This window comes from Acidimicrobiia bacterium (assembly GCA_041676705.1).
Lineage (GTDB): Bacteria > Actinomycetota > Acidimicrobiia > Acidimicrobiales > SKKL01 > Actinomarinicola.
On the sequence record JBAYRL010000009.1, the window covers coordinates 21,191 to 42,446 of the forward strand.

At 49.0% G+C, this 21,256-nt stretch carries 16 protein-coding genes and 4 tRNA genes; 1 reads left to right on the forward strand and 19 read right to left on the reverse strand.

Annotated elements, in window-relative coordinates; all coding sequences use genetic code 11:
* Nucleotides 1-346: 346 nt before the first annotated feature.
* From WC184_11310 to WC184_11390, 17 genes are all read right to left on the reverse strand, one after another.
* The gene (locus WC184_11310) at nucleotides 347-1,885 is read right to left on the reverse strand and encodes a hypothetical protein (GenBank protein MFA7478460.1); all 1,539 of its coding nucleotides are present in this window, start codon (nucleotides 1,883-1,885) and stop codon (nucleotides 347-349) included.
* A gap of 278 nt (nucleotides 1,886-2,163) precedes the next feature.
* Nucleotides 2,164-3,600, reverse strand: a complete 1,437-nt coding sequence (locus tag WC184_11315) for a hypothetical protein (GenBank protein ID MFA7478461.1) — start codon at nucleotides 3,598-3,600, stop codon at nucleotides 2,164-2,166.
* A gap of 274 nt (nucleotides 3,601-3,874) precedes the next feature.
* Nucleotides 3,875-5,959 (reverse strand): glycosyltransferase, encoded by a 2,085-nt coding sequence (locus tag WC184_11320; protein ID MFA7478462.1) that lies wholly within the window; start codon nucleotides 5,957-5,959, stop codon nucleotides 3,875-3,877.
* Nucleotides 5,960-6,371: 412 nt separating this feature from the next.
* Entirely contained in the window at nucleotides 6,372-7,751 is a 1,380-nt protein-coding gene (locus WC184_11325) for a hypothetical protein (protein ID MFA7478463.1), read from the reverse strand.
* A gap of 251 nt (nucleotides 7,752-8,002) precedes the next feature.
* Nucleotides 8,003-9,361 carry a hypothetical protein gene (locus WC184_11330; GenBank protein MFA7478464.1) on the reverse strand — a complete coding sequence of 453 codons (1,359 nt, stop codon included), beginning with the start codon at nucleotides 9,359-9,361 and terminating at the stop codon, nucleotides 8,003-8,005.
* 275 nt (nucleotides 9,362-9,636) lie between these two features.
* Nucleotides 9,637-10,146, reverse strand: coding sequence for a Tad domain-containing protein (locus tag WC184_11335; GenBank protein ID MFA7478465.1), 510 nt, complete (start codon nucleotides 10,144-10,146; stop codon nucleotides 9,637-9,639).
* The gene (locus tag WC184_11340; protein MFA7478466.1) at nucleotides 10,146-10,607 is read right to left on the reverse strand and encodes a TadE/TadG family type IV pilus assembly protein; all 462 of its coding nucleotides are present in this window, start codon (nucleotides 10,605-10,607) and stop codon (nucleotides 10,146-10,148) included. The genes WC184_11335 and WC184_11340 overlap by 1 nt, the downstream gene beginning before the upstream one ends.
* Before the next feature lie 74 nt (nucleotides 10,608-10,681).
* Nucleotides 10,682-11,578 (reverse strand): hypothetical protein, encoded by an 897-nt coding sequence (locus tag WC184_11345; GenBank protein ID MFA7478467.1) that lies wholly within the window; start codon nucleotides 11,576-11,578, stop codon nucleotides 10,682-10,684.
* Nucleotides 11,579-11,589: 11 nt separating this feature from the next.
* Complete coding sequence (locus tag WC184_11350; GenBank protein ID MFA7478468.1) at nucleotides 11,590-12,501, reverse strand: type II secretion system F family protein; 912 nt, start codon at nucleotides 12,499-12,501, stop codon at nucleotides 11,590-11,592.
* A complete protein-coding gene (locus WC184_11355) occupies nucleotides 12,502-13,998 on the reverse strand; it encodes an ATPase, T2SS/T4P/T4SS family (protein MFA7478469.1) in 1,497 nt (498 codons plus the stop codon). It abuts the gene before it with no gap.
* Nucleotides 13,995-16,163, reverse strand: coding sequence for an AAA family ATPase (locus WC184_11360; GenBank protein MFA7478470.1), 2,169 nt, complete (start codon nucleotides 16,161-16,163; stop codon nucleotides 13,995-13,997). Before WC184_11360 ends, WC184_11355 begins: the two co-directional genes overlap by 4 nt.
* A gap of 43 nt (nucleotides 16,164-16,206) precedes the next feature.
* The gene (locus WC184_11365) at nucleotides 16,207-17,148 is read right to left on the reverse strand and encodes an RcpC/CpaB family pilus assembly protein (protein ID MFA7478471.1); all 942 of its coding nucleotides are present in this window, start codon (nucleotides 17,146-17,148) and stop codon (nucleotides 16,207-16,209) included.
* Nucleotides 17,149-17,380: 232 nt separating this feature from the next.
* Complete coding sequence (locus WC184_11370) at nucleotides 17,381-18,067, reverse strand: DUF433 domain-containing protein (protein ID MFA7478472.1); 687 nt, start codon at nucleotides 18,065-18,067, stop codon at nucleotides 17,381-17,383.
* Nucleotides 18,068-18,117: 50 nt separating this feature from the next.
* A tRNA-Leu gene (locus WC184_11375) sits at nucleotides 18,118-18,204 on the reverse strand.
* A 62-nt stretch (nucleotides 18,205-18,266) separates the two neighbouring features.
* Nucleotides 18,267-18,342 (reverse strand) — tRNA-Thr (locus WC184_11380).
* 62 nt (nucleotides 18,343-18,404) lie between these two features.
* Nucleotides 18,405-18,474 (reverse strand) — tRNA-Trp (locus tag WC184_11385).
* A gap of 22 nt (nucleotides 18,475-18,496) precedes the next feature.
* Nucleotides 18,497-18,579 (reverse strand) — tRNA-OTHER (locus tag WC184_11390).
* A 484-nt stretch (nucleotides 18,580-19,063) separates the two neighbouring features.
* Here WC184_11390 and WC184_11395 point away from each other — a divergent pair.
* The gene (locus WC184_11395; protein ID MFA7478473.1) at nucleotides 19,064-19,771 is read left to right on the forward strand and encodes a hypothetical protein; all 708 of its coding nucleotides are present in this window, start codon (nucleotides 19,064-19,066) and stop codon (nucleotides 19,769-19,771) included.
* A 111-nt stretch (nucleotides 19,772-19,882) separates the two neighbouring features.
* Here WC184_11395 and WC184_11400 read toward each other — a convergent pair whose 3' ends face one another.
* Together WC184_11400 and WC184_11405 are read right to left on the reverse strand one after the other, a co-directional pair.
* Entirely contained in the window at nucleotides 19,883-20,518 is a 636-nt protein-coding gene (locus tag WC184_11400; protein ID MFA7478474.1) for a hypothetical protein, read from the reverse strand.
* 142 nt (nucleotides 20,519-20,660) lie between these two features.
* Nucleotides 20,661-21,248 (reverse strand): hypothetical protein, encoded by a 588-nt coding sequence (locus WC184_11405; protein MFA7478475.1) that lies wholly within the window; start codon nucleotides 21,246-21,248, stop codon nucleotides 20,661-20,663.
* Nucleotides 21,249-21,256 lie beyond the last annotated feature (8 nt).

The following is a 21,256-nucleotide window of genomic DNA, read 5'->3' on the forward strand; positions in this document are numbered from 1 at the left end:
CCTTTGGTTGTGTTTAACAACTTTAAGTTCGGAGCTAGCGTGGTTTATACCCGATCTACCTTTGAACGCTTCACGAAGAGAGCCAAACCCGCACAACAACATGCTAAAGATGCCACCAGGTAGACTGCCGACACACAACAGTAGGTGTTGTGTGGTCATAAAGAGACAACACGACCAAAGGACACTACTACCAACAACTCTTCAAAAGGGGGGGTGCCGGTAAACAACAAATGTGTGACTAGAGTTTGGTTGCCTATGGTTGATAGACAGCACTCTAGTCACACATCAAACACCCTAAATAAGGTTGTTTAGATTCCGAACTGTTCTTTCTGGTAGGACATGCCGATCAGGCAACAGCTTTGTGTTGTACACCTAGACGAGCAAGGGCCTCGACAAGTTCAACTAAAGTTCCTTCCCATGCCGGTATCAAAATAAACGCTCTTTCCCAGTTCGCAACCGACTCTGGTGTGTCCCCTTCACCCAAATGACCGACCAGCCAGTCAACGATCTTTGTCGCGTCTATATAGTTACGTACCGCAGAACCATCCTTGGTTGGTGGGCGGTGTTTCCCAAACGGTGCCAGCAACCCCATATCGGCCGACTGTCCGTACAAAATATATACGGCGTGCCCACCGGACATTGGACGCCCAGGCCGTAACACAGGTTTATCTGGGTTTGATCCGGGCCCTATTTGTGGCGGAAGTACAGCATCTAAAGGGAACGGTCTACGGGCCATAAAATCCCAAGTTTTCCAAAAAGCACCCGCATCTAAGGGTGTCTCTCCCGCCCGACATTCTAACAGGGTCTTTTGCCAGTCTGGTAGAACCTGATAACGTCCGTTTATGGCGGTAGTAATCAGGTTTCGGACCGGGTCCGATAACCAACCTGGTTTGTTTTTGGATAACATACCGAGATGTTCAGGGTGTGCTACCCAACCCAAAATTTTTGGGTTGTTTGCTAGGTCGGGTTGGGACGCCAAGTCTTCTAACAATCTTCGGTACAGAACCGGGTTGTTGTTTATGGTAGCCAAATAGTTTAGCGCTACCTCAGGGTCACTAAACCACGCTAAACCGTGACCTTGGAAACCCCGGTCGATGCTTAACGCTGCGCTCACCGTGTCGGGATACATCTCCCCATAAAATCTGTTATAAAACTCGACCGTTTTATGGTGCGCTTCCACCGAAATCCATGGTTGTTGTAACAACCCTTCTACAGCAACACGATATTCAGCTGGGTCATGTACAGCCGCAACCAAAATATGGTCAACAAGCCTGTCACTAACCGGAAAATTGGCGACGACTTGAGCTACCACAACACAAAACTTGTTGCCCAGCTGGTTGAGGAGTTGCGGGTGGCGTGCCAAGACTGCTTCCACTGCTAAAACGTTCTGTGGTTGTGTATCCCCCACGGTTTGTAGCCAGCTAAGAAGCTGTGTTGCTGTGAAACCGGTGTCGTTTAACGCTAGCCACTGTTCCCAGCTTTTCGGTGGGAGGTTTAACGCTATGCGATGTTTCACCTCAGGGGTGTAACCATCCGGTAGTTGTAACCGCCAAACTATTTCTTTAGGGTCGAAGACCTTGATAAGGTTCTCATATGTCCGTTCCGGTAAAAACCAGTTTTCCAAACCGGCACGAATCACTGATTTACGTTTCTCGTTCCGACCCAACAAAAACTCGGCCAGATCCGGGTCGTTAGTGTGTTCTAACAACAACGCTGACATTTTACTTGATTTGAAATGTTCATAAACCGGTTTCACTACAGACAAATCTGTGTGCGGATTACGAGCTATCGACTCCCAAAATCGGGGGTGTTCACCACCAAACTGTGTTGCCACAGCTAAAACCCCTGGGGCGGTAACACCATGAATAAACGTGTTTATACTCATCTGTTGTTTGTTCCTAACACTATCGTTTCTATACCTACATTTGTTGGTGACAACCACTGTGTTCGCTGGGACACATAAACCTACCGAAACTCAAACGAAACGAATGTGGCATCACCGTGAGTTTGTGCTTGTTGTGCCACCAGGGTGTTGAGATGAAACAAAAAACGCCCAAAACAAGGTCACAACAATACAGTCGTTCCATGTTTCAGGCGTTTTAGCACACAGAATGTTGTGTGTTGCGCGGTCACAAACCAGAAACTCTCTAAACGATAAACCTGTTAGGAGTTCGTGGGGGTTGTGATCCGTTTCACACTTTGGATAAGTTCTCCAAAGGTACGGTCCCAGCGGTCAATCATGGTGAAAAACGTTTCCCACCACGACTTAGAACCATAAGTGTTCCCGTCGCCCAACTCTTGTAACAACCATCCCACGAAATCGTCAACGTTCAGCGTATCCCCGTGCCTGTCTAAAGCAAGCGTGTTTCGGGTTAGCTTCGAAAATTTGAAGCCGATTTTACCGTCGAAATCTAAAACGTTGCCTGTTACTGCCGCTTCGTTGCTAGCGGTTGTGTCCATGTTGTTGGTAACGTGTTTCCTGGTTGGTTCATCTACCAGTTCGGACACCTCAGGCGTTTCGGGGTGTATCGTCCCAAATCTTGTGGCACCTCTCAGTTCGGGTGAGAAACGCTCATCTAGATGCAAAGCGTCAAGCTTGTCGATTGTTTGCTGATCTAACCACCGGTACTGGTAGGGCACTTCAGGTGTTGTCCAAGAAGCAACAAAGCGTCGAATTTCCAGGTTGTCCCACAACACCTCATTTGTTACAAGTTGAGACACAACTTTTGGCCACAGATTTTTTGGTGGTTTTCCAAACAGCTCACAATGTAACAAAACCTGATCGACACAAAACACATCGTTAAATGTGACATCTACTAGCGGACGGTGCCGGGCCACAGGAGGTACTTTAGAACTTTGTGCCATTAACTGTTGCCTGGCTCGTTCATACACTAACACAGGTGTATCAGGGCGCCACACCAACGTTTCTAACGCTTCAAGATCTGTTTGAGGATCAGCAACGATCCGGTCACAGAGCGGCTGTAACAATCCGGTGGGCGCAGTTGCTACCACACTTGGTAACCATCTACGCGGTCCCTGTGCCGCTAGACGTTCAATGAGTGTAGGACGTTCCGCTAAAATTCTTGTTACTAGCACTGTTGCTGATGCTGTAATGCTACAACTGACAAGCTGTTCAAACAGTTCGTCGTCACCAAGTTTTCGGTGTCCGCCTCTAGCTAACCAAGCTAGCAGGGTACCGCCAAAAATCAGATCTGTATGTTTGTGTATCGCCACGAAATATCCGTACGACGCGAAAACAAGACTTGCTGCACGTTCTCTCGGTAGCCGTTGTAACACTAGACCAGCTAAATCTTCCGGTAAACACCACTCGTTCTCAATAGCTGACAACACGGAGATACGTTTTTCTTTTAACGATTCTAAAACAAAACGTATAACCGCAGGGTCGGTTGTATTTCTAACAAGTGCTTCTGCAACTTTAACTGGTTTGAAAACACCTGGGAACTGTTTCACAGTAGCTGCCGATATCGCAGGGTTGCTGGCAACTTTTCTAGGGTTTTTGCCAGGACCGACAACACTTAAACCAGCCTGGATAACGTTTTGTGACGGGACCCGACTTAAAATTTGTGTGACAAGATCCACCCTTGTTTCTCCTTTTATCGTTTGTTCAACCACGTGAGTGATCTTTGAAGACCGAAACGGTCTCTAACCACTTCTAAACGCTTCACTAACAAACCCAAAACCGCTGGGCGCAACCCCACCGGGACACTACCTAAGCGCACGACACAACCTTTTTTGGTTGGTAACGTTAAACGCTGTCTCCCCCAGCCAACCCAACCCTGTTACTAACATGTGGTGCCGTTCCAAAGGAAACAGGCAAGTAACAGGTTGTGCCTACATTTTTTTGGGTTGAACGCTAGCTAGTGAATGTTGGTGTTTTAAGTTGGGTTTCGGTGTTACCGTCAGGGTTGTTGAAACGGTTTTGGAACAGGTTCAAACTTAACGCTGCGATCTGGTGGGTTTGGTTTTCAACAAACTCTAAACCAACGATTTCTTTACCGTCTGTAACATATTTGTTTCGTACCACAGTGTCTAAAACGATTCCAAGTTGGGGCAGCTCTAAACATGTTATGTCCCCCACCTTTAACACACTGTCACTAGTCACATCGGGAACATTGCTAGATGTTGTGGGCACCAAAACAGTGTCCCCAGTGTTGATAGGTGCATCCGCAACAGTACTGTTTACGATCGTAGTGTGTGCTGGGCGCTCTGGTCCGAGGGTTTCTTTAACAGCTGTTGGCGGTAAACCCATTACAGGCATATATGCTTTAGCGCCGGTCAAAGAAACGTCTACCACCGCGACGTTGGTGTTGTTGGCTAACACGCCTTGATAACCAACCCCGAAACGTACCGAGTTTCGACGTTCTGACCCGAACTGTAACGACCGGACCCTAGCTATAGCTGTACCGATCAGCCCAAGGTTAAACACATGCCAAAACAGGGCAGCTACCACCACCCAACGGTCATAGTAACTTTGAGGTAGCCAGCCTGCTAAAGTAGCGACCCCCCACGCTAAAGCAACGATCCCGCCCCCAAATAGGAGCCAGAGCAACCCTGGAGGGTTTTGTCGTACCCGACTCCGCCCAGAAGCGCCTTTGGGGGTCACTTCGAACCGTAGCGGGCGAGACCTGAAAAGGTTTAAGGTTGCTGTTAAACCTGCTGGCATTCGGATCACGTCAAACACAACCGCCCGTAACCCTGAACCGAACCCTCTGGACAACAACCGTAACGTTAAGCGTTGCATCAAAAACACGGGTACGAACCAAACCATAAAATCAATGATGTTCGCGTTTATGGGGGACACACCGCTGATAAGTACTAACGCTGGTATTAGCAGGTACCCTAAAAGCCGCCACGATTCCCACCAAGCGGACAGTGTTGTCAAATACGCAACTTTTTGGTGAAACGTTAAACCTTTTTGGAACAACGGGTTTTCGGCTCGTAGGACCTGCATCGCCCCCGATCCCCAACGGTAACGTTGCAGCAAATATTGGTCGGCGCCTGAGGCTGCTAACCCGTGGGCTAATACCTCGTTGTGGTACACCGACCGCCAACCAGCTTTATGTAACCTGATAGTGGTGTGAATATCTTCGGTGACCGAATCGGTTGCAACACCACCTATTTCTTGAAGCGCTTCGGTACGTACTAGAGCGTTTGTGCCACACCAAAACCCGGCTCCCCAACGGTTACGACCAGGTTGGATTCCCCGATAGAACAATACCTGTTCCCCGTAGCTAGCCCCGCTTGAGTCCCAATATTCAAACGATTTACGATTATAAAAATCTTGGGGTGTTTGAACAAGAGCAACCTTAGGGTCACGTTCGAAATAGTTTAGAGTGTTCAACAAAAAATTGGGGGACGCTACATGGTCAGCGTCAAAGACTGCTACCACGTCAGCATCCACAACTGATAACGCGTGATTCAGGTTCCCGGCTTTAGCATGTTCGTTTGAATCACGTGTTAAATAGTTAGCGCCAAGGTCTTGTGCTAAACGTTTCACCCACCCACGTTTTCCGTCGTCTAACACCCACGTTTCATGGGCCGGTTCTAAACTGGTCGCAGCGGCTATTGTGGGTAGCAACACTTCTAACGGTTCGTTAAAAGTAGGTATCAGTACCGCTACAGAACCGGAAAACGTGGCACCAGAACCTGGGGCGGGTGGGGTGTTCCCATCTAAATCCCACAAACTATGAGCAAAAAGTGCGAGCCCTACCACGGACAACACTTCAAAACCAAACAGCGGCACACCCAACCAGAACGTGTCCCAACTCAACGTGTATAACGCTCGCCACAACAAATATGTTACACTCGCCACTAGTGTTGCTAGCGTGACTGTACGAATCCAGAAACGTTTCCAAACCTTCTCTGGTGGTGGCATACTGCCCTCAGATGCAAAAAACGGTGCGGTAACTGGTAAATCCACACCACTAACACGACCCATAAAACCCCTCTATCTAGATAGTTGCTGGTAATGGTGTGAAAACCCGAAAAACTGCAAACAACCGTTACAGCGGTCTGCTCCCAGCTGTATTTGCTACCCACCATTTTTGGGTACAGTTACCGTATCCGGTTAGCACTAGTTCCGTGTCTTAAACATCCAGTGGTTGCTAGGTGAATCACAAAACGTTTCAAAACAGATTCGACCTGTGACAGCTATTTACAGTAGGTTTTTAACTACCTGTTTGGTTTCTGGTTGATGGTCACAACGTAACAGCCTTCCCAAGGTGGGCTTGACACAACGTTGCTGAGGGTGGTTGCCAGTTTTAGAGATACCACAAACTAGCAGTGTGACCTGTCACTGTTTGACACTGTTAAAACAAAATCACCCGGCCGTAACACTGGCCGGGTGATGTTTAGCTGGTTACAGCTTTTGCTGTAGCTACTAGGTCCAACAGGGGCCGTTCCCAACGATCCCACAACGTAAACAACGAATGCCATCTAGCTGCTGACTCTGCTGAAGTACCATCCCCTAGTTCTTTAACAAGATATACATATAGCCCGTTAGAAAAATAGCGTTCAACCGGGATCGCATTGGGAGAGTAAACCCGCACCGCTGCGATAGAAGCATAGTCTTCCACGTTAGGGTTTGTTACCAGGTCTTCAAGGGGTTTCGCCTGTGAGGGCTCCGTTGGTATAAGGTCAGGTAACGGGTTTTGAGCTGTATACGATTCTGGTATCGAACCATCCTCAGACAACTCTCTCATGTAGTTAACAAACTGGGGTGTTACCAACAGGTGGGTCATATCAGAATGCCCGTAGCGGTTTTGTAGTAGCCACATTCGAATATCAGGATCGTTCCGCAAAACCGGGTTGGCTTCTAACTCTTGTACTACAGACCACCACTGATATAAACCGAGACGGTTCAACATATGTAACCAGCCTGCGACCACCTTAGGGTCTGTGCAGTCTTTCAAAGGCATCTTCGGGACTACTCTTCCACCAACTGGGGGAAGGTTTATTGGGTAAAACGACCCCCTTCCTTTTAGAAGCTGGCTACGAAGACGATCATAAAGCCGGTCGTCTAGATCTGGTCGGGTCACCAAATTACCCACCCACACCATATTTGCAAGGTTGTTATCTAGGTCTATTCTTTCGACCAACTCTTCCACGACCTCATACGGTAAATCTAACGCATAGGCCAAACTGTGAAGGTCCGGGTTTGTGGATTGTGCCACACCCAACCACACATCAGGACGTAACATTATCACAACATATAACATGTCCGTATCGTCACCACAAGCGGCACCGTCTTCTAATAGTTCTAACAGTTCTTGGGAGGAGAACGCTTTATGCCCACCGTTCACCAGCCAAGACCAATATTGTTCCCGGTCCGTGGTTTTGACACGTAAAGCAGCAGCTTTGGTGAGCTCAGCCGGGTACAGCGGCGCTACCCGCAACAGTTTCGGAAGGTGTTTTTCGTTAACTCTTTCCAAAATGTTACTGTACACACTATCAGGTAACCGCCACCGGTTAACACCTTGTTCTAAAACTGTGACCCGTTTCTCGTTTTCTAAAAGATACAGCACGATTTGCGGATTTGTTGTGTTTGCTAACAATACTTGGCGTGCCGTAGCACCCGCAAACATTTGCGGGTAGTCACGTATAATGTCTAACGTGCAACCCGGTGACATAGCAACACTAATGACAACATTTGTTGATGTGTCGACCACAGGTAATGCTGCACGAATAACATGGGGTGACGACACAACCCGCAGTAGATCTGAAACATACACGATATTACCACCCTTATTTAAGATTCGTTTGGTTTCTAGTTGTGTTAACCACAATTGATAGCTAGGAAACACAACACAAGCAACCCCACCAACTTGTATAGCCCCACCCAAACACCTAACCGTTCATGTAGCTGCTGTTAGGTTAACCTTTCCGTTGAACCTGCCATAGGGTTCCCCTAGTGTTAGGGGTGACACAACAAACGGTCTGTCAACTAACACGCTGACAGACCGTTTTGAGATTGTTAAACATTTTATACAGGGATATCTTGACGGAAACTTTCCCATTCAAGGATTTCGCCTGACGCCCACCGTTCCAGCGCCTCATAAAACGAGGTTTCTTGGCCGGTTTCATAAGCCGCTTCAGCTTCTGGTAAAAACAGGTCCCGATCAGCTGAGAGCCCTAGCCGTTGCAAAGCCTCTGCTAATTCGCGTTGAACTACCAGTGGGGTACGTTCACTTCGGACTAAACCAGCGGTTTCAGCGATGCGTCGCATCTGCCCTTCAGAAAGAGCACCTACTGTAGGTAACACCCATGTTTGGGGTGACGCCACAATTTTGGCTGCGACAAACAACACTTCACGATCTAAAGCTGTTTCATACACCGGGCTGTTTGGCGCTGTTTTAGCGAAACGGATTATTGGTTCCATTTCTGCTTCCCACAACACCCGTGCCGCGACCGCTCCTTCTAAAATCAAGGCTGGGTCAAACGCTGTTAACACTTTGAACAGACCGTGATAGGCGTCCTGTCGAGAAATTTCTAGCAAATCCCACGCTTGGGTTGCTGCCACCGCGAACTCGGGAGCGTCGCTCACCTGATCTAAAGTGTCTTCTTGGTTTATACGAGCGAACCCTGAAACAGTAGCGACCATAGTGAAAGACAACTTGGCTTCAGAACGACGATTAGTGCGCTCATACCACCTCGCTATGTCTTTATGTTTAGGACGATGAGCTATCAAAGCACCTAACGCTTTTGAGAAACGTTGAAGCTCTGTTTCAAACCCTGGCGGAACAACTGGCGCCACCAAAGTGGTTTCTGTTCCTGCTAGTTCAACTAACGTACCCGGTTTTGGGGCCAGTTGGAACAACGGGATCTCACCGTTTTGGGCTGCTACAGCCGGCATCGGTGTAGCTAACACACGACGCACCCCACGTTTTTTGGGTGGGTGTTTCCGTCGAAGTTTGGTGAGAAGTTTTTTGCGGAGCTGTTCCGGGTTACCTCCTAAAGACGGTAGCCCTTCAAACTCTGGCAAAAACGATGATAACTCGTCTAAATCCCAGGTTTGGGGTTCGTAACTATCCGCATCCGTAGCGACCTTGTTGTTTGGTTCGGTAGGGTCTGGTTTTTTGTGGACTTTAGCTAACCAAGAACCAAGGTTTCCTAACACATTAACTACGTCTTGTTCTGAATACGGTTTTTGGTGTGCTAACTCTTTAGGGGAACGCATCACCATAAAACCTTCAACCATATCTACAACATCATCAACGGTGTAGCTAGGCATGGTTTGGTTTTTCGTGTTTTGTCGGAGCCGCTCAATAGCAGCTACCACCGACGGGTTTCGAGCGTCCCGTATGAGATGAATCGCTTGGGAGCGGAAGTTGCTAGTGCTCATAGGTCTCCTTTCTTTGTCCCTCATCGGCACATAAATAGCCGGGATAAGGGTTCACCTTTTTTGTGGTGGTACCCACTGTTAGAGCCCTACTACAAAACCCCACCACCACCCGACATCGAAGGGTTGGGTACCTGGGTGGGTGTCTAAACCTAAAACGACAAAACCAACACACCCAACCAAACATTTGCACCACCCAAGCTTGATGGTTAAGCCCACTTTTTTTCTAAAGAAAGGGTTGGGTGAAAGGTTCGAACGGTTAGCCCCACAACAAAACGTTAAGGACGTTCACATATACCTGAATAGGTGTGGGTGTTAACACCAGGAACACAAACATTAGCCGCCCTTGTCACACTACCTTGAACGTTGCGTGTGTTTAACAACCGGTCTACAACAGGTAAAAACACGAGGTTGTCAACATTGTATGACACAGTTACTTCTACTGTTGGGCTCGTTGGAGAGTTCGACACCGAAACAGCGGTGTTGGTAAGTTTTACTTGGGCGGCAGCACCATATTGTTTTGATAAAGTCACTGTTTCTAACGCCACCGACGTAGCTTTAGCTACATCTAAACGTACTGTTCCCGAGTTGTCCCATGAGGTAGCCCCAGCCACCGCTCCTGATTCAGCTAGAGCCGCGGCTTGTCTTTGCGCTACTAAAATGTGTGTCACATCAACAGCTAGTGTGCCAGCAAACCAGATTATCGGAAAAGCGAACATCACAAACAAAAGAAGCACAGCCCCACGTTTCGGGGTGTTAGGTAGCGTTACACCACGGTTTTTAGGCATTACCGTACCGCTACTTCACAACGTGACACCCCTACAGCGTTCATCTGGTAACCATCACCCCAACTTGACGCTGCACCTTTTACAAGTTGTCCTAAACCAGGGGTCATGAATTTGATTTGATAGTTAACATCAACCACTACAAACGGGTCAGAGACAGTACATAGGTTTCCGCGTCGGACAGACAACACCGGGTTTGTTATTGCGCCCCCACCTGGAACTTCTCCTAATGCTTGTTGGAATGCTGGTTCTGAACGGTTTTGTGCGCCACCATAAACTGCCCCAGCGCGGGCGCTACGATAAGCAGCTTCTTGAGCGGCGCCTGTTGCTAACATGACACGGCTCAAATCTAGGATTAGTAACACGAAAAAGAAAAACAACGGCAACACAAAAACGAACTCTAATAGCACCGCTCCCCGGCGGCGGTTGTTCAAACGTTTTTTGTGGTTCCAGAACCGTTTCATGACGAAGTTGTTTCTTTCTTGTTGTGTTAGTTAAACCTTTGTGTCTGTTGCTGTTCACACAACTGTTGATGCTGTTAAAGCGTGTTAAGACTTTCGATGAGAGGTATCATCGCAGAAATGAGTAGCAAAGGAATGAAATGTGCTACTTGGATACCGACCAAGGTGAGAGGTAACCGTTTCATTTGTGCTCGTGCTAGTTCATACGACTTTTTTCGGATCGCTTCGGATTGCTGAGCGATCGTGTGGACCACTTCTGTACCTTCAACCGCTGCTTGTCCTAACGAGTTAAAAAACGCGGCGGCTTCTGGGGTTCCAAGACGTGCCCCGATCTGTTGATACGCTTCTCGTTCTGGTAGGGCACGAGCTCGTAAAAGTTCTAGCAAACCTAACGTTTCACGCCCTACAATACTGGTGTCTCGTACCGCGGTGAACTCTAACGCTCTTTGTATGCCTTGCCCGGTTATTAAAGGCATTTGTAACAGCTCTATAAAGCCTGGTAAGGCTCTAGTCACCTCATCGGCACGGGCTTGTGCTGAGGTACGGATCCGTTCATAAGGTAACACGACCGCTAGAAACGCTACCATCACACCAAAGGCTTTAGGCCACAGACCTGTAACAACAAACAAGGTGTAACTTAACGCTATGAAACCTAGCACGGTGGCTAGGAGCTGTACTGCTATATACACCTCTATTGAACCACCATAGAGTTGGGACATAGCAACTTTGGTGGACAGGGTACGCCAGGCCGGGTTTTGGCCAGCGTTTTGGATGGGTGTGAGTTTAGCTATGGGGCGAGCAGCGACAAGTAAGGGTTTGTCAAACAACGATTGGCTGGTAGCGGCCGCTGTTTCAAATTTGTGGTCGATCAGGTTTTGGGCTTCTTGATCGTCGGATTCGGTACGGGAACGTACCAAGGTCCAGGTGATTAACCCGAAGAGTGTTATAGCTATGGTTGTTATTAGTGCTGGCATGTTTTGAGTTCCTAGACTGTTAACCTTTTTGCTTTTGATAACACGCGCAACATCCGAAACACGCCTAAGAGATAGTTAGCTACCCCGATAGAAAGCCCGATGAGCGGTACAGGGCGTGACAGCTGGTCTAGCCCGCCACCTTTGTTAAACAGGATGAACGCTATACCGGCGATCACAGCTATGATGGCGTAACCTTGAAATTTTGCTTCAGCGACTTCTGCTAAGGCTTCAGCTGAAAGTTCGTTGTCGTAGCGGATACTTTGTGCGGCGGCTTCTAGAGCGGGGGCTAGAGAACCGCCCTGTTCAGCTTCGATTGCTAGAGCAGCAGCTAAAAGACTTATAGCTTTACCGGGGTATCGTTTAGCGATACCTTCTATAGCTTCTGGTAGCGGCATCCCTGCACGGTGTTGGGATAACGCATTGGAAAGTTCTGAATGTAATGGTTCTGCGGTGACTGGCAGCACTGCACGTAACGCTACTGGGGGTGAGCTGCCGCTTTTCATTTGGGTAGCTAACATGTCAAGAACTGTTACTAGTTGGGTGTTGAACGATTCTTGTCTTCTGGTTTTTAGAACAGAAGAAACCGCGAAAGCGGCTGCTAATGATGTTGGGATCCCAACTAAGATCGCTAAAAGTGTGGGTAGCCCGGCTAGGGTTAGACCGGTTGCTAAACCCATGTACACTAAACCTGCGCCGACTATGACGGGGTAAAGGTCCCCAAACCAGCCAAGTTCTCCTAGTTTTCGTTCCAGTTTAGCTTTGTTGGATGTGGCTGCTTTTTCTCGGCGAGCGTTTTCTGCTTCTATTTGTAAGCGTCGCCGTTCCAACGTTGTTAACAGGCGTGTTTCTTTAACACTGTTAACCCAAAGCACCCCAAAGAACGCAGCGGCGCCGCCTAACACAGCAGCTAAAAGGTTCAGCATTTAACGCCTCCAACGTTCTAAACGTCCATACCGGCTTAGTTTTAACGCCAGCTGGGTAGGGTTGTTGGTAGTGTCGCCACCTGGAATCCCTACCTGTGTAAACACAGGCACCGCATGGTCGGGGTTGTTGCTCATTTTCCCGGTAAATAGGGGGTTGGAGATGATTTGTCCGTTGCTCACAAACCGGGTATCTACTTCTGTTATATGGGAAATGAACCGGTGTGTAGCGGAACGTTCAACTTGGACTACCACATCTATAGCTGTAGCGACCTCATAGGCTGCTAAAGCAGGGTCTAGACCGCCGGAGGCTCGTGCCCAACCAGCTAAACGAAACAAGGCCTGGTCAGGTGAGCTGGCATGTATGGTGGTCATGGTCCCGTCATGCCCGGTGTTAGCAGCTTGTAACATGACCGCCGCGGCGTTAGCTTCACGTATTTCACCAACAATGACACGATCTGGGCGCATCCGTAAGGTAACTACTAGCAGGTCTGCCATTGAAACTCTTACCTGGTCATCCGCAGAAGCGGCTTCTTTTGTTTGTAACGGTACCCAATGGGTGTTAGCTAGCTGTAACTCATAGGAATCTTCGATTGATACAACACGTTCGGTGTTCGGTATTGACTCGCTAAGAGCGTTAATCATCGTTGTTTTTCCAGTGCCTGTTCCCCCTGAAACTAAAACGGTGGCTCTAGAATGGACAGCATCTGCTAAAAACTGTCGCATTTCAGGGCTCATAGCTGAGGTGGCTAGCAACGCTTCCATGTTGAGAAGCGGCATAAACTTGCGGATTGTGAACGCTAAACCGCTTTTAGCGATCGGCGCGACCACAAACGTGGCTCTAGCCCCTTCAAGGTCAGCGGTGACTGCAGGTAACGATGGGGCCAGTTTGCGGTCTGCGACCATCGCGGCGAGTTGGCGGGCTACATAGGAGCCATGCGCATGGTCACGAAACGAAATCGGTGTTTCGAAAAGTTTGCCGTGACGTTCTACTCGTACTTTGTTCCAAGCATCAACCATAATTTCTGTGATGGTATCGTCACGCCATAGGGGACCTAAAACAGAAATACCGACCAGTTCATCATAAGCAACGTCGATAATAAGGTCGGCTTGGTCACCTGAAAGTGACCGCAATCCGCTTTCAGGGGCTGACATGAAAGGAAAAATAGTTGTTCTGAACTGTTGATGCTGGTTGTGGTCAAGTTGTTTGTTTCGTGTTAATCGAAACGTCTTTACCAGATTTTGTAGCGAAACGTTGCTAGTTATAAGGCTTTGTAACGCTAAGACAGCCGGCCATAGTGGCTGCACACTTTGGTAGCGACGGATCGTAGCGTCAAGTTCAGGGTCACCTAACAAAACTTGCGGTTGGTGGGCTATGTCTGTTGGTTGTGGGGTTTGAGTGTGGCTGATGTCGTCAAGGATCGCTCGACGGGCCATCAAACGTGACGTGTTTAGCGCACCCCGCTCTGGTGGGTTTGACGAGTTTCGAGCGTTGTTCATTTTTGTTTCCTGAACGGCCACCAACTACTTTTTGATTTGGTGGGCTGGTCAAACCCTTCTTTCAAAATTTCTTCGCCGGTAGCTGCATACAACACTTGTGAAAACGCTAATGAAAGGTCTGGCAGGTTACGGGTTGCGACTATTTCCCCGGCGTTAGCTGCTTGTTTAAAAGCACGTGATTCTGGTATTTGACCTAAGTACCGCCAATGCGCCAGCTCGGTTCGTACTTCGGCTTCAGAACAACCAATATCTTCCTCAGCCCGGTTTAGAACAACACCTAAACGGTCCGGGTCGAACCCTCCCCCATTAGCCGGGGTTGGTAAGGTGATCCAACGTAACCAGTCATCTGTGTTAGCAATCGTGGTGTAGTTCGGTGCTGTAGGTACGATCAAAAAATCTGAGGAGGGAATAATGAAATCACGAAACAATTCGTGGTGTGGTTCAGCTACTGGGGTGTCAACTATGATGTAGTCGTATAGTCCTCTTAAAATGTCTACTACCTGGGTGTAAAGCTGGGGTGTTATCCAAAGAGGGTTAGACTCTTCAGAAGATTGGGGGCCTAACAGAAACGACGTGTTTAACCCTGCTAAATGAAACAGGTGTTTATTGATCCGATCGTGTTGTAAATCGTCCATTTGACGGGCTAACGTCACGATGCTTGGTGTGTATTGGTGAATATATTTACCAAGGTCGGCTTGCTGCACGTTAGCGTCAATGATACAAACAGTGCGGTGTAAGTTACGGGTCCTTAACCCTAAATATACACCCAGGTTTAACGCTAGGGTTGATTTACCAGCACCACCTTTAGGTACTGCTACTGAGATCATTATCCCTTTACGCCCACCTGTGGTAGCAGGAAAACTGTTTTGGTAGCTGCCTGCGGGGTGGGATGTCACAGCTGCGGTGTTGTTCCACTGCCCTGGTGTTGTGTTTGGTGCCTCTTGTAGAGCCGGATTGTTAGGATTTCCCCACAAAACGTCAGGGTCTGATGCGACCACAGGCTGTGTTTCCCACTGGTTACTTGGAGAAACAACCGGATTTGTGGTTGGGGTAACACCCCAGCTTCCGGCGGTGTTACCTTCGGGTTGTGGTGCGGGCACCATCTGGTTTGTGTTTTGAGGTGGAACGGTTTCCCCCCAGCTGCTTGTTGGTGGGACAGGTTCGGGTGTTCCCCAACTGTTGGACGGCGGCGGGGTGGGTTCTGGTTGGCTAGGGCTTTGGGTCCAGCTGGGCTGTTCAACAACCTGTGGCGCTAAGTTAGGTTCCTCCCAACGGTTAGACACGGGGGCAGGTTCAGGTGTTCCCCAACTGTTGGACGGTGGCGGTGGTGTTTCGTCCCAATCATGTTGTTTCGTGGGTGAGGTTCCCCACGTGTTGGTCGGAAAGTCCTCTACAGCTTCGTTGTTAAAACCTGCGGTGTTTGGGGTCTGAGCTGTGTCTAGGGTTTGATGGGTGTTAGGCGACGGTGGGGTTTGGGTGCCTGTCCCACCCCAGGGGTTGGTCTGTTGGGTGTAGGGTTGTTGGGGAGGGGATGTGTCCCATGAAGCAGATGGGGTGGTAGGTGTTGGTACAGCTGGTGCCCATGCCGGTTCTGGAGGACTTGTTGGTTGTGGGGTGCCAGGTTGTGGTGGTTGGCCCCATTGGTTTGTGTTTGGGGCGGTGGGATTATCCCAAGGAGCAGGTTCTGTTAACAACTCGTGGAGTTGTTGTGTAGAGGTAACTATAGGTTCTGGGTTGTGCAGCTCGATTGGTTCCCAAGCCCATGGTTGATCTACAGGTTCTGTGTTAACAATCCCGGTACCTGAGATAGCACCTAAAAGGTTGTTTAACGAAAATGGTGGGGTTAACAGCCCGGCTGAGGGATGAGAGGTAACAATGTTACGCCCTAAACCAGAACTGTCGATAACAGCAACTTTCCATGATGCTACCGTTAGCCGCCCGATGAGTTCTTCAGCGCTAAAACCTGAACCACCATCGGGTAGATTGTCAGCGAAGATGATTATAAGGTCGCTGGTTGTTCTGCCGTTAAACACCCCTGCTGCGATAAGGTCTCTAAGATCTGCACCTGATGCACAGTAGTGGACTTGTTCGAAAAGTTGTGACGCTGTTAAGGCGTTAGCTACACCTACGGCGCCCGCTACTATAATATGTATTGGTGCTGTCATTCGTTAAACCTTTGGTGGTGTTTGGGTCACAGGACGGTTTTGTTTAGTCACCGGCTGGTTCTGTCCCAAACTGGGCAGGACTGTTAAGGTCTGTGATGTCCCCTTCTAGGACCGACCCTGGCGCTCCGCCGGTTTGGTCTAGTTCGACCATGTTGTCAACAACTGGTCCTCGGTACACAAAATAAAGTGTTGCGGAAGCGTCAGATGCTATGAGGTTCATAGCGTGTTCAACTGGTACCCGCAAAACATAGGTGCCTGGCATTGGGGTGGTTGGTAACAACTCTTCGGGTTGCATGTTCAACCCATCAGCACCAGCTTGACGGTTAGCAGCAGCGTCTAAACCTTGAGGGCTGATTGTAACATCAACGATTTCAACACCTGAAACTACTAGTTGGGATAGTTTGTTGGAAGGGTCAGTAGCGACGATGTCAACAATGTCACCAATACCTAGTTTGCCTAGCATTGCTGTAGCTGGACGGGCTGTTACTGACACTAAACGTTCATCTGGCCCTAACGTTTCGGAAAGGTTGCTATAAAAACTGAACGCATCGGCCCGTATTTGTTGGCCTAGAAAAACTGTCGTGTTGGGATAAGCGCCTTCTATAGTTTCCAACGCCAACGATAAAGCATCAGCAGCGTTGTCAGCTACAAACGTGTTCGGTTCTATAGCCTCAACATCTACAGGGACTGCCTCTAACATAGAGTCATCTATTTTGGAAAGAGTTGAAAGCTGTTGCGCAGCTTTAACCACATAGGTCTTAGAAGGTTCTGCAGATGTTAAAATCAACAAAATCAGCGCTACAGTCCCTAACGCCGAAATAACCCCAAGTTTTAACAACGAGTTCGACTTTTTTTCAGGTGCTGTTTTAACGCGACGACCCGCACGTCCCTGTTCGGGAACGTTTTGGGCTGGTGGCGGCCCACCAAAGGAAGGCGGGTGTCCTGGTTGGGGTGTTTGATTGAAACCAGGCGATGAAAAACTCATTAGGAAGCGCTCCAAGGTCAACAGCTAAACAAAAACGGGTCGCGGCTAGTGTCGGCCCCTCCCTACCAAGGTGCGAGCACGTCTTTGAAACCCAAAACGGTGCAGCTTTATACCAACAATAACAACCACGACCCCAACTACAGCGGGATGTTATGGATGACCGCTAACCGTTAAACACACCTTTTGTTGCGACCCACAATACATATTTTGTTGTGGAGTGCGTGGTGTGGGGTTATAGCAGTGGGTCCGGGTTGCTTAATAAAGATGCCATCAAATGTGTTTTAGCTGTTTCTATGTCGCTGTGTTGTAAATGTGGGTAGGCAACCAAAATTTCGTTGGCCGGTATCCCTCTCAACAGGTAGCGTTGCACAGCCGCAACGGGTGTTCTGGTACCCGCAAAAACTGTTATGTTGGTGTTGTAGAGATCTGGGGTTACCTGCCCAACGTTTTTTGGTGACCGGGGAGTGTCATATAGGGTTTGTAGCCTGTGTTTTACCCACTCTAGGGTTTCCTGGCGGTCAATGATGAACAGGTTTGTGGTGTGTGTTGGTATTTCCGAGAGGGTGTAGAAACCACCGTTTGGGGTTACAGCTAAGAATCTTGGTGAAGAGTTATGCTGTGTTTGAGACCATATCCCTAACTGTTGGCTGACACCCACAATTTGTGTGATACACACATTGTTGTTGAGTAGCAAAACAGTGTTGCGTAGCTGGCAAAGCTGCCCCACCCCGAAAGTAGGGTTGGTGTGTCGCATATCAGACCGGTTCGGTGGGGTAGGGTTTTGGAAGTGGAACCATTCCAACCAGATTTTTAGCCGTGCCACTGGTATCCCGGTCACAACACTTGTGTCTTTCACATTTAGCGCTACCAGGTTTTCAAAACCGGTTACAGAGGTTTTAGTTGTTGGTGTGTCACTCAACGAACACCTCCTTATGAAACGGTGGCAACATGACAGCGCAGCTGCTTTTGTGGTGCGTCTGGCGAGACTCGAACTCGCATACCGTTTCCGGCGACGGATTTTAAGTCCGCTCTGTATACCAATTCCAGCACAGACGCCTACAAACATCCTCCACACCGAAACAGCTTTAGACATGTTGGACGCTAACTTTTTCCTAAAGTGGAGCCTGGGACCGGGTTCGAACCGGTGACCTGCCGCTTACAAGGCGGCTGCTCTACCAACTGAGCTACCCAGGCATAAAAAACGATTGTGTGTTGAGTGCTGTTTTTAGCAAACAACTAGGTTGTGATGTTTTAGGCAAGGGTACAGGGAATCGAACCCTGATCTACGGTTTTGGAGACCGTCATGTTACCATTACACCATACCCTAACGGCTATGTTTTAGTGTCAGCGGAAGGTTGAGGAATCGAACCCCTAAGCTTTCACTCACCCCGGTTTTCAAGACCGGTTGCCGACCATTCAGCGGAACCTTCCAAAAATGGGTCACAAACCTGCAACAGCTTTTAACATGTCACACAAAAACTGTGTTGTGTAACCCCATACCCGTTTTTGTGGGGTGGTAAAGGTTTTGTTGCTGGTTTAGGAAACCGTTGAACCTGGCGATGAAACCAATGAGGCCCACCATCGCTCAAACGGGTGGTTGTTAGCACCAGTGGGGCGGTGTGTTAAACACACAGTTGTTTTTGTTGAAATAAACATGTTAGTTAACATCTGGCCTCCTTGGTAACATGGTGTGCCCTTTTCGGGCTTGCCACAACACATAGTGTAACCGGTAACACAAAAAACCACTAGCTGTGGTCCGCAACAAACCACAGGTGTTGTTACCACAAACGCGTTGTTCTGTTACCCACGGTTTTGGGTTCAAACCCGAAGCAACAACAGTACCACCTTAAGAACACCATCCTAAGAACAACACAAACCGTGTTGCACAAGATGGTTTTTAACAAAGGAGACCAAAATGGAAACAAAGAATCCGGGCCTAGGAGCCTACCTGATTTGGGGCGTGTTGTGCCCCGTCCTTGTGTTTGTCGCCTGGTGGGCGATAAACACCCACCACCCATCGACCGGGTGGTCCCAGGCAGCATTCATTGTTACCTGGGCGGTGCCGATACCGATCATGGTGTCGGCAGCACTATCTTTCCTGATGGTGGTAACATCAGGAAAAACTAGGGCGCTGATCACCCCACTAGCGAACGCCGGGAAAGCGTTCGAAAAGTGGGCTATCGGCCCCCTAGCCCGCGACGACCGATGGGCTGAAGTCCATCTGCACCAGGTCCGGGCGAACCGGGGGCACCGTTTTATTGGTGCCCGCCGAGCCCCACTAAACTCCCCAATCAGGGGGGCCGCCCGCCAAGGGCTTATCAGCACCCTAGTTTTGGGTGCTGCTGCCGTCGCCCTGGTAGCAGGGGTAGGTGGGGCAGCTACGGTCACCAAACTAGCTGTTTGGGTGGCCGCAATGATTTTGGTGATGGTAACCATCGCCAAAATCGTTGTCCGTCCGGTGAAAGCCGACGGAAAAAACGCTAGCACGTTCAGGTTAAACCTGGCTCCCGTGCTAGCCATAGTATTATGGGTGTTTTTGGTGGCGCCAGCGTTCCAAGAAGCGCACAACACCAACATCACCCACCACAACAACGCTGCTGTTGCGCTCACAGCAGCACCGTAACCAAACCGGTCTGGAAACGGTTGGGGTTTGTGACACACCAATATTTTTGTGTTTGTCTCTAAACCTCAACCGTTTTTTTAATTATAAACCTGGGGGTTGTGCTGGTTTGGTTTAGGAGCGTGGAGAGTTGTTGTGTGGCGGTGTTGTCCAACGGGACCAGCGTTGGTTGTGTTTTCGGTGCCGGTCAACAAAAACAGCGGCAACTAGCACCGCAAGAAACAGCCACACTACCCAAAACGGTTTCGAGGTGGTGGTAGGGGTGTCCCACATGATTGTCAGCTCGCCCGTGGTATTGTTCTCAACCCGGCGTTTCACAACCGTCACATTTTTTGTGGTGGTAACATCAAACCCATTCGGGTTCCCTATTTGTGCTGGTGGTCCTGGTGTTTCAACAGACACTTCTAATAGCATGGATGCTACCAGTGTTTCCCCTACGATTGTTGGTTCATACACATCTGAGGTTTCTACGGCTTCTAGGATGCTTTGTTGTAGCTGTGTTGGGGGTACCAGTCCCAACGTTATCTGCCGTTTTTCAGGTTCAACTAAAACGTGTTCAACACCGCTCAACCCAGAGGGTGGGAGCACCACATTGGGGGGTGTGTTGGCCACAAACCGGAAACGGTCCCCGCTGGTAGTGACTGACAGCTGGTTTTGTTGATATCCGTGTTCAACAAACAAGGCCGTCAAAGTTTCTATTGTTTCTAGGTTGTTGAACGTTTCGGTTGCTTCGCCAGAAGTTTCCAACACCAACTGGTGGTTAAAGTAGGGCGGCTCGTTAATGTTTACAACTAGCCTGGTTTGTAGCCCTACATCACACCCGGCAACAAACAACATTACAAACAGTGACGCTACCACAGCTAGACACCGGTTTTTTGGTGGGAGCATCGTGTTACCCGTAGAGTCCTGTAGTCATCTGTGTTGTTTTCAACGTGATTTCTCTTGATATTGTTTCTTTATAGTTTTGGGTGGCGTCTCTCGCTGCGGTAACAACCGCTAAAAGCTGTTCCACTACCAACAGTTGCTGTTGGACTTCGCTAACACCAGGATCAAGAGTAACAAGGTCTTCTATCTCTGGTTTTGTTAACGTTTTGGTACGTTCCTCTACCGGTGTCTGTAACCAGGTTTTTCGGGCGGTTACTCTTGCTTGGGCTTTAACTACCTCATAGTCATGTTTTAACGCTACCGCCAAAGCGTTTAACAGCCCTAACATTTCTATGATCCGGGCCCCTTCTGCTGCCCACCAGCCTGACTCGTTTGAGAGTTGTAACGGTGTTAAGTTACCTAGTTCTGTTTTGAACGGGCGGCGGGGTTCTATGTTGCGGTGAGCGTCTGTGGTCCAAAGACCAAGCGCCCGTGCTTGTCGCGCTAATTCGGTACCACCATCGATCCTGCTTAACGCTTCCCGCAACGTGCGTGTCATATTCGCAGCCGAATCCGCAACAAATTTTGTGTTACTACTAGCCACAGAAGTGTTCATAGTGTTGA

Coding starts and splice junctions, on each gene's coding strand:
- WC184_11310 (MFA7478460.1), bottom strand. CDS start 1,885: ATGAGTATAAACACGTTTATTCATGGTGTTACCGCCCCAGGGGTTTTA.
- WC184_11330 (MFA7478464.1), bottom strand. CDS start 9,361: ATGAGCACTAGCAACTTCCGCTCCCAAGCGATTCATCTCATACGGGAC.
- WC184_11395 (MFA7478473.1), top strand. CDS start 19,064: ATGGAAACAAAGAATCCGGGCCTAGGAGCCTACCTGATTTGGGGCGTG.
- WC184_11360 (MFA7478470.1), bottom strand. CDS start 16,163: ATGACAGCACCAATACATATTATAGTAGCGGGCGCCGTAGGTGTAGCT.
- WC184_11345 (MFA7478467.1), bottom strand. CDS start 11,578: ATGCCAGCACTAATAACAACCATAGCTATAACACTCTTCGGGTTAATC.
- WC184_11405 (MFA7478475.1), bottom strand. CDS start 21,248: ATGAACACTTCTGTGGCTAGTAGTAACACAAAATTTGTTGCGGATTCG.
- WC184_11335 (MFA7478465.1), bottom strand. CDS start 10,146: ATGCCTAAAAACCGTGGTGTAACGCTACCTAACACCCCGAAACGTGGG.
- WC184_11355 (MFA7478469.1), bottom strand. CDS start 13,998: ATGAACAACGCTCGAAACTCGTCAAACCCACCAGAGCGGGGTGCGCTA.
- WC184_11340 (MFA7478466.1), bottom strand. CDS start 10,607: ATGAAACGGTTCTGGAACCACAAAAAACGTTTGAACAACCGCCGCCGG.
- WC184_11320 (MFA7478462.1), bottom strand. CDS start 5,959: ATGGGTCGTGTTAGTGGTGTGGATTTACCAGTTACCGCACCGTTTTTT.
- WC184_11365 (MFA7478471.1), bottom strand. CDS start 17,148: ATGAGTTTTTCATCGCCTGGTTTCAATCAAACACCCCAACCAGGACAC.
- WC184_11350 (MFA7478468.1), bottom strand. CDS start 12,501: ATGCTGAACCTTTTAGCTGCTGTGTTAGGCGGCGCCGCTGCGTTCTTT.